At 42.7% G+C, this 8,226-nt stretch carries 8 protein-coding genes; 4 read left to right on the top strand and 4 right to left on the bottom strand.

Going from position 1 to position 8,226, the window contains the following annotated elements; translation table 11 throughout:
* Positions 1-276: 276 nt before the first annotated feature.
* Positions 277-471, top strand: a complete 195-nt coding sequence (locus WBA23_RS00515) for a DUF2281 domain-containing protein (RefSeq protein WP_424580272.1) — start codon at positions 277-279, stop codon at positions 469-471.
* Positions 471-803 (top strand): type II toxin-antitoxin system VapC family toxin, encoded by a 333-nt coding sequence (locus WBA23_RS00520; RefSeq protein ID WP_424580273.1) that lies wholly within the window; start codon positions 471-473, stop codon positions 801-803. Before WBA23_RS00515 ends, WBA23_RS00520 begins: the two co-directional genes overlap by 1 nt.
* A gap of 181 nt (positions 804-984) precedes the next feature.
* Here WBA23_RS00520 and WBA23_RS00525 read toward each other — a convergent pair whose 3' ends face one another.
* From WBA23_RS00525 to WBA23_RS00535, 3 genes are all read right to left on the bottom strand, one after another.
* The gene (locus tag WBA23_RS00525; protein WP_424580274.1) at positions 985-1,455 is read right to left on the bottom strand and encodes a PA14 domain-containing protein; all 471 of its coding nucleotides are present in this window, start codon (positions 1,453-1,455) and stop codon (positions 985-987) included.
* Entirely contained in the window at positions 1,418-2,752 is a 1,335-nt protein-coding gene (locus WBA23_RS00530) for a PA14 domain-containing protein (RefSeq protein WP_424580275.1), read from the bottom strand. The genes WBA23_RS00525 and WBA23_RS00530 overlap by 38 nt, the downstream gene beginning before the upstream one ends.
* Positions 2,753-3,113: 361 nt before the next feature.
* Entirely contained in the window at positions 3,114-3,401 is a 288-nt protein-coding gene (locus WBA23_RS00535) for a hypothetical protein (protein WP_424580276.1), read from the bottom strand.
* 99 nt (positions 3,402-3,500) lie between these two features.
* Between WBA23_RS00535 and WBA23_RS00540 the strand changes: the two genes are divergently transcribed.
* On the top strand, positions 3,501-6,365 hold the full coding sequence (locus WBA23_RS00540; protein WP_424580277.1) for a prolyl oligopeptidase family serine peptidase: 2,865 nt from the start codon (positions 3,501-3,503) through the stop codon (positions 6,363-6,365).
* A 70-nt stretch (positions 6,366-6,435) separates the two neighbouring features.
* Here the strand turns inward: WBA23_RS00540 and WBA23_RS00545 are convergent, their stop codons facing one another.
* Entirely contained in the window at positions 6,436-6,639 is a 204-nt protein-coding gene (locus WBA23_RS00545; protein ID WP_424580278.1) for a dodecin family protein, read from the bottom strand.
* Between the two features lie 346 nt (positions 6,640-6,985).
* Between WBA23_RS00545 and WBA23_RS00550 the strand changes: the two genes are divergently transcribed.
* Positions 6,986-8,226: hypothetical protein (locus tag WBA23_RS00550; protein ID WP_424580279.1), on the top strand; the 1,241-nt coding region annotated here is incomplete at its 3' end.

Raw genomic sequence — 8,226 nt, forward strand, 5'->3', positions numbered from 1 at the left:
GCCGCATGGTGATGTACAATTTCTCAATGGCCGCCCGGGACTCTTGAGCACGAGATCGAATCATATAGTTACCGCTTTTTTTCGCTGGCAAAGGTAATAGTTTCCGTCAATCTTTGAAGGGTTGAAGGGTTGAAGGGTTGAAGGGTTGAAGGGTTGAAGAAGTATAATTTCTTCAGTTCTTCAGTTCTTCTGTCATTCCATCTTCACCCGTAAACTAGAGAACTGTGCTTGCGTTTACTATTGAAGGGTTATATAAGCTTCTTTATACTGATTGAAATGAGTGCTATTGAATTAAAAACTAAAATACGCGAAAGTATTGAGCATCTAAGCGAAGAGCTTAATAAAAAAGCTTCTCAACTCAATAAGCCGGAAAAGCGAGGGTTGGTAGGGTGCATGAAAGGAGTAGTCACTTATATGGCTGACGACTTCAATGAGCCGATGGAAGACTTCCGAGAGTATATGCCGGATTGATGCGTTATCTTCTTGATACCCAAGCAGTGATTTTCTCACTGGAAGATAATCCGCGCCTTCCAAAGATAGTTAGCGAGACTATTGAAGATATTAAAAACCTTGTTTTCACCACTGTCGTGAGCCTGTGGAAAATTGCTATTAAGCGTAGCATCGGGAAGCTTAGTTTAGAGGCTAATATTGGTGAAATCCTGCAGCAGATAGCTATTAGAAAGGTTGAGATTCTACTTATTATAACCGCTCATTTGACAACATTAGAGAATCTTCCGTATCAAGCAAAGCACCGTGATCCGTTAGACAGTCATATCATTAGTCAGCTATCAGTGAAGTTATGACACTCATATCTAACGATCCAAAATTTGCCAATTATCCGGCAAAACTACTTTGGTAGTCATCTTAAATCTACCCCGTAGCTTTAAAGCGAGTAAATATAACCGGTTTGCTTGATTGACTTTCAAGTTATCGTTTCGTAGTGCTCGAACCTAATCTGAACTGAACCATCAGGAGTACTAAAGATCAATTTAGACCGTTGTTGAAAAGCACTGTAGCGGGAATTTCGGCCTTATTGTTTAAAGAGTTTTGCCAGAACACGTTCAGTGATTCGCCACCTCTTTGCTCAAAGTAGCGAACTGTAATTTGATGCAGTCCAGCTTCCAAACCAATGGTGCCTGACTTTTCCTGGTAGTCGTGTAATCCATCATTGTCAACAATTAATTGATTTCCGATGAGCAACTGGCTGCCATCATCAGAACCTATAGTAAAGGTGTAGTAGCCATCAGCGGGAACTTCTATATACCCTTCAAAAAAAAAGCCAAAGTTATTGTTACGCAAACGCTGATCCAGCGAGAAGTTTTCTTCAATACCTGCATTCTCCAGATTTTCCAAATTAAAATCAGGGATACGATCCCAACGTCCTTCGTAGTAGTAAGCTTCTACTCCAGATTGTACATTAACCCGGTGTATCAGCCGGTCGCAGCGCTGGAGCAAACGGACTTAAATATTGTCCGGGAATCACGGTTTGCTCCGTTTGTTCGGGTGGTAGCCAAGCTACCGATAGATGATCGCCGCCGCCCCCTTCTTTATGCAAAGCTTCAATGTAGTAAATAGCCTCGGCTTCCAGCCTAACCGATTGCGACCGCTGAGCAGGGTATTTGGTATAATCATTTACTTTAGTCCAGTCAGGAACTTCAGCTATTTTCACCTTATTATTTTCCGTAGCATCACTACTGAGAAAAAGCTCACAATTATCATCGCCAGCTATAAAGAATGTGTATTCTCCACTGGTTGGCGGACATAAGTATCCTCGGATGCGCGAGCCGTAATTAGCGCCAACATTAATTGGCGAAGCAAACTGGGTGAGAGTTTCTACCGCTTGCGGAATGTCTAAGTATGGTATATCAGTAGTATTAATGCCAGCAACATCAAACCAAAACTCTTGAAGTATAAAACCTGCTTGGCAAAGCGCAGCATTCTCATCTATTTGCCCATTACAATTGTTGTCGATACCATCGTCAGGAATTTCTTCAGCTGTTAAATAAATGCTTGCCTCACTATCATCGCAGTCGGTGTTGTCCGTAACAAAACCCTCAGGCGGTTCGCAGGCTTCGGTAGAAACGTTAGGGTTGCCAAACCCATCACCATCGTTGTCGGCGTACCAAGTACCTGCTGTACCTAGCTCAGCATTTAGGTCATCGCAGTCTTCGCTAGTAGCAATTCCGTCATCGTCTGCATCACCGTCGCAGACATCTCCAATACCATCTTCATCCAAATCAGCTTGATTTGCATTAACGGTATTCGGACAATTGTCTACATCATCCGGTATACCATCACTGTCGCCGTCCGGAATAGCACTACCCACAGCTATCCTTCCTCCTCTGTTTTCACTAAGTACACTTACCCCTTGGTAGCTAAGCTCGGTAGAGTTCCCTCCTACACTAGTAAAGATCAGAATAGAAGATGAAGTAGCGATAGCTTTGAACGTTACTGTAAAAAGAAGAACATCCCCACTAGGTAGATTATCTAAGGTGCTGTAAGCATAGCTTATTAAGCCCGTAGTATTATCAAAGCTAATGGGGGTTAACGCAACCGGTAGATTAGGGCTGGCATCAGATGACTGTACCTGAACAGTTTTAGGATTGAAAAGCAAAAAAACGCTAGCTTCATCTATTAACTGATTGCCAGTCTGAGCAATTACCTCGACGGAAAAAATTTCACCCTCCTCTACATTCGTTCGGGCGGGGGAGACAACCAATGAAACTTGCGCCCAGCTTAGTTGGCTACTCAAAAGAATAATACTAAATATAAGCAGTGTGAGATTCCTAAGCACAAGATCAAATCATAATAATCAACAACTCATTTCGAGAGCAAAGGTAACAGGTTTACCTGATTAGCTCTTAAAAATTCTAAGTAAAGGTAGACATGAATAATGTTAAAATTTGGTTTTAGATTATTAATGTACTCGTTGTGCAACCGTCGGAAAAGATTGATGATAAAAGGACGTTTATCATCATCAAACTGTACTAAAGAATTCGACCAGACATTCAGAAATTCAAATTCTGCTAAAACCGATTGACTGCTCGCTCGGCCAATTAACATCTCGAGGTGAAAGTGGCAGGCAAAACCTTTATTAAGACGGTTGATACGATCTACCGAAAAATGCTACCCGCTTGCTGAATGACAAGCTCACCTTCTCTCACCCGATATTCCTGACTTCCTATTCTCAGATCATAGTGACCTTCCAAGACCAAAATTAGGGTATGGCCCTCTTCCCGAGAGGGCGGAATCGGAATTTTAGCATGAGCTACTATATCCTCTATTCGCAAACAGAAAAAATCGTGGTCGCTTCTATCAAAAAACTTGCTAACCTCCGGATTCGGGTTGAGGAAGCTTTCTTTAAAACTTTTTGTGTTGTAGGTTTTGACAGCGTGGTTCAAAAGTAAAATATCTTTATTTTGCAAAGATAAGCAGGATATTGTTCTTCAATTACGAATGAGTAATTCTTCCTTCTATAGCTACAAAACCGACTCCTAACTATGCAGAAAATAACTTATCTCACCATTTTTATTATCATTGTCTTATCGCAAATAGGACTCGCTCAGAAAAAACCACTTACCCACGATGTTTACGACGATTGGAAAAATATTGATGCTCCTTATATTTCTAACGATGGTCAACACGTAGTATACGAAGTGAATCCGGCGCAGGGCGATGGCACTCTTTACCTCCACGATACTGATGAAACGGAACCCCAGACTTTCGCACGGGGAAAGCACCCAGCGTTTACCCACGATAGCCGTTTTGTAGCTTTTAAAATAGCACCACCCTACGATTCAGTGCGACATATGAAGCTGGCTGAGAAAAAGGAGGCAGAATTACCCAAAGACTCACTAGTTTTTGTCAACCTTGAGAATAACCAAATAGCGGGCAAATACGAGCGAGTAAAATCGTACCGATTACCAGAAAAAGCCAGCGGATGGTTAGCGTTTCTGCACGAAAGCCCGCTAGATAGTGCTGCTGAATCTCAAGAAGACAGTACACAAACTGATCAAGATCAACTGTTCTCGGTACTGAAGGAAGAACCTGATCAGCCAGAAGGCAATGAATTAGTGCTGGTTAATCTGGAAACGAAGGAAGAGTGGCATTATGAGCGAGTAGATGCGTATTTCTTTTCTGAAGACGGCCGTCGGCTAGCTTTCACCCAGGTAGCCGGCGACTCTACCGGAAGCGCGGGGGTAAAGGTGTTTACTACCGAATCGCAAAGCCTATTATCAATTGATACAAGCCACACTTCGTACAAACAGTTAGCGATAAGTCGTGATGGTAATTCAGCAGCCTTCTTAGCTAGTGACGATAGTTTAAAAGCTGAGAATCGCTACCATCATTTGTATTTGTGGACGGAAAATAGCGAAGCAACGTTAGTTGCAGACACTACAACCACTGCGTTGCCGGACAACTGGATGGTAAGTGAGCATGGCAAGGTTGACTTTTCTTACGATGGACAACAATTGTTCTTTGCTACCGCTCCGCGCCCGGTGCAGTACGCCTACGAAGAAGATACCACGTTGCTGGACGAAGAACGGGTGAAGGTAGATATTTGGTCGTGGCAAGACCCGTTTATTCAACCAATGCAGCTAGAACAACAAGAAGAAGAGCAAAAACGGTCGTACAAGGCAGTCTATAATTTAGTATCTCAGCAAATTCAACAACTAGGAAATAAAGAAATACCAGATATTCAGTTTGATCCGGATAAACGGTTGAGCTACGCTATTGGTATTGATGATACTCCCTACCGTAAGCAAATCTCGTGGGAATATCCTTTTCGTCGCAATGCTTATTTAGTGGATGTTGGCACCGGAGAAGCCAAAAAATTTGCTGAGAACACCACCGGATACCCGAAACTATCTCCTGGTGGAAAATATGCTTACTGGTACGAATCAAACGATAGCAGTTGGCACGCCTATAATATTGCTAGCGAAAAGACAGTGAATCTAACCAAGGATATTGACGCTAACTTTTATTACGAGCTAAACGACGTACCTGCTCTACCCGGAGCTTATGGCTCAGCAGGATGGACGGAAGATGATGAACATATTCTAATCTACGATTACTATGATATTTGGAAAATTGATCCAATATCTTTAGAAGCAACAAACCTAACCAATGGGTACGGACGGGAAAATGCTCTAGCGTTTCGTTACCAGAAGTTAGACCCCAAGGCTCATTTCATTCCTGGTAATGATGAAATTGTTGTATCCGCTTTTAACCGTAAAACCAGGCAAAGCGGTTACTTTCAGGAGCATACCGGAAATAACCGCCCTCCAGAAAAATTGGTGCTGGACGATTATCGATTTTACGGATTGCAAAAGGCGCAAGATAGCGACGAAATCATCTACCGCAAATCTAGCTTTAGCGAGTTTCCTGATGTATGGTTAAGTAGTACTGATTTTAAAAATGCCGAAGAACTAAGCGATGCTAATCCGCAGCAGCAAGATTATTTATGGGGCAGCGCGGAACTAGTTTCTTGGAAGTCAGCTGATGGCACTCCCTTAGACGGAATACTATATAAGCCTGAAAACTTTGACCCAACTCGAAAGTACCCAATGATGGTGTATTTCTACGAGCGAAGCTCCAATAACCTCCATAGTCATCGGGCACCCGCCCCCAGCCGATCGATTATTAACTTTTCATTTTATGTCAGCCGGGGCTACTTGCTATTTGTGCCCGATATTGTGTACAAAGAAGGCTATCCGGGCGAAAGCGCGCTGAATGCAGTAGTATCGGGTACACTCAATATTATGGAGAAAGGTTTTGTTGATCCTGATCGTATCGGGATGCAGGGGCACAGTTGGGGAGGCTATCAGTCCGCGTATATTGTTACTCGCTCCAATTTATTCCGGGCGGTTGAGTCGGGAGCTCCCGTATCAAACATGACCTCAGCCTACGGTGGCATTCGTTGGGGAAGCGGCATGAGCCGGATGTTTCAGTACGAGCGCACGCAAAGCCGAATTGGTGGTTCGCTATGGGAGTATCCGCTACGGTATATTGAAAACTCGCCATTATTTATGGCTGACAAAATAGAAACCCCACTACTGCTTTTGCATAATGATGAAGATACGGCGGTGCCGTGGGAGCAAGGTATTGAGCTATTTGTCGCTTTACGTCGCCTTAATAAACCGGCTTGGCTGCTTAACTACAATGGCGAACCCCATTGGGTGACCAAGTATCATAATCAGAAAGACTTTACTCGACGCATGCAGCAGTTTTTCGATCACTATCTGAAAGATGAACTTGCTCCCGCTTGGATGCAAAAAGGGTTGCCCGCTACGCTCAAGGGAAGAACGTTACGCTACGAAACAGACAATGAGACCGAAGTCCTGCATCAGGAGACCGGAAAATAATACAAAGACTTACGATTTTTACCTCGTTTTGCTCTTTAATTTTTCCGGTTCCCAGTGTTCAGTTTCCGCCTTAGGAATTTACCGCAAAGGTGATTTTTAGGTTTACTCGGTATTGCGTAACCTGATTGTTGTCTACGCTAACACTATGCTCCTTTACGTAAGCAGATTGGATATTTTTTACTGATTTACTCGCTTCAGCCACACCTTGTTTGGTGGCATCTTCCCATCCGTTGGGTGAACTAGCAAGAATTTCGATAACTTTTAGAACTGCCATAATTAAAAAATTTTGGTTTGTGAGTTAAAAATAATTTTAGTTGTGATAAAGCAACTACCTAACGCATACATTGTTAGATACAAACTTATGACCAGACAATATTGGGCTACTTGTTTAGTAGGAGACACCACCTACTGGACGACTCGAAGTTACTACATACTGAAATAATCATACTTTTTTCTTGCTTTGGTATTCAATCTTCTGGTCTCCAGCAATCATCTTCCTTTTTTTCGGAATTTTTTCAAAAAAAGCACGTTTACTAGTAGCTGTAAAATTTTTTGGCTAGGCTTTTGTAATTAGGATCAATCAACCGGGTAATTTTCTTCGGTCAGACCACAACGCTGCGGTGTATACGCTCACAGTTAAAAATCTTTCACTGTTTATTGCTGTAATCGCGCTACTATTAGCGTTGGTACTTCGTTTGTTCTTTATTGGAAGTTTTAGAAGTGAAAACCTCTATTTTCGCGACGTACAAAGTAACATCACTCAAAGTCTCGACCAGCTAAGTGACGAGTCTAAAAAAATCCAGCGAACGCTCGCTCAATTAGATTCGGTCACCCACGCTGATTTCTCTACTGATTATCAGCACCCATTTTATGTATTTCATCAGGAGGAACTACAGTATTGGTCTGACTACCGTTTTGTTCCTTCGTACGAACAGGTGAGTGGCAACGCTACTTACGAATTCAAAGAGTTCGACCACGGCAGTTATGTTGTTCATCGTGATACCATTAATGGTTACGAAACCTTTCAACTCCTGCTCATTAGGAACGAGACCACCATTGATAACCAATACATAAATTCCGGCTACAATCGACGATTATTTCCCCAGCCAGAAACAATAGATGTACGTACTGTTAGTGCAATAGACGCAGCTAGTACAATTATTCACTATCAAGACCACACCCTATTTGCCCTGCTTACCGAAGTACCCCCCACTGGCTATCGCGAACACAAAACAGCTAAGTCATTCCAAGCGCTGGTTACTTCGCTGATCGCAATCGCTATTATTTTGTTGCTGTATAATTTATACCGGAGAGTACAACGGCAGCTTCGTCGCCAGAAAATTGATTTAGCCCTCTCGACTGTTGTTATTTCGTTATTGCTTCTCCGAGCAGTTATGATCTATTTCAACTACCCTTACAGCATATTACCCATCGGTCTATTTGATGGAAAACAGTTCGCCGCTTCTTCAATCAACCCCTCGTTGGGCGACTTACTACTAAACAGTATCGCTGTTCTTATCATGGTGGCGTATCTGTTTATGCACTATCGTGACTCACAACTGTACCGTAGGCTGCTGCAAACTGCCCCTATCACCAAAATGGTTCTCTCGGTAGCTGGGTTGCTACTAAGCTTCTTAGCCCTTTTTTGGCACTACGATATTATTCGGAGCATCTATTATAATTCTCAATGGACCTTAGATGTTACCGAAAGTCTAGCGTTTACCGGTCTTCGGAACGTGAGCTTACTTACTTTTATCATCAATTCTGTCAGCTATTTTCTGGGAGTTCATATCATCTTTCGTACCTGTATCAGCCTGAGTCAGCAAAGTTATCTCCCTATGCGAGTCAGCTTTGTTGTGGC

The sequence above is a fragment of the Tunicatimonas sp. genome (assembly GCF_049647865.1).
In the GTDB taxonomy this organism is placed as follows: Bacteria; Bacteroidota; Bacteroidia; order Cytophagales; family Cyclobacteriaceae; genus Tunicatimonas.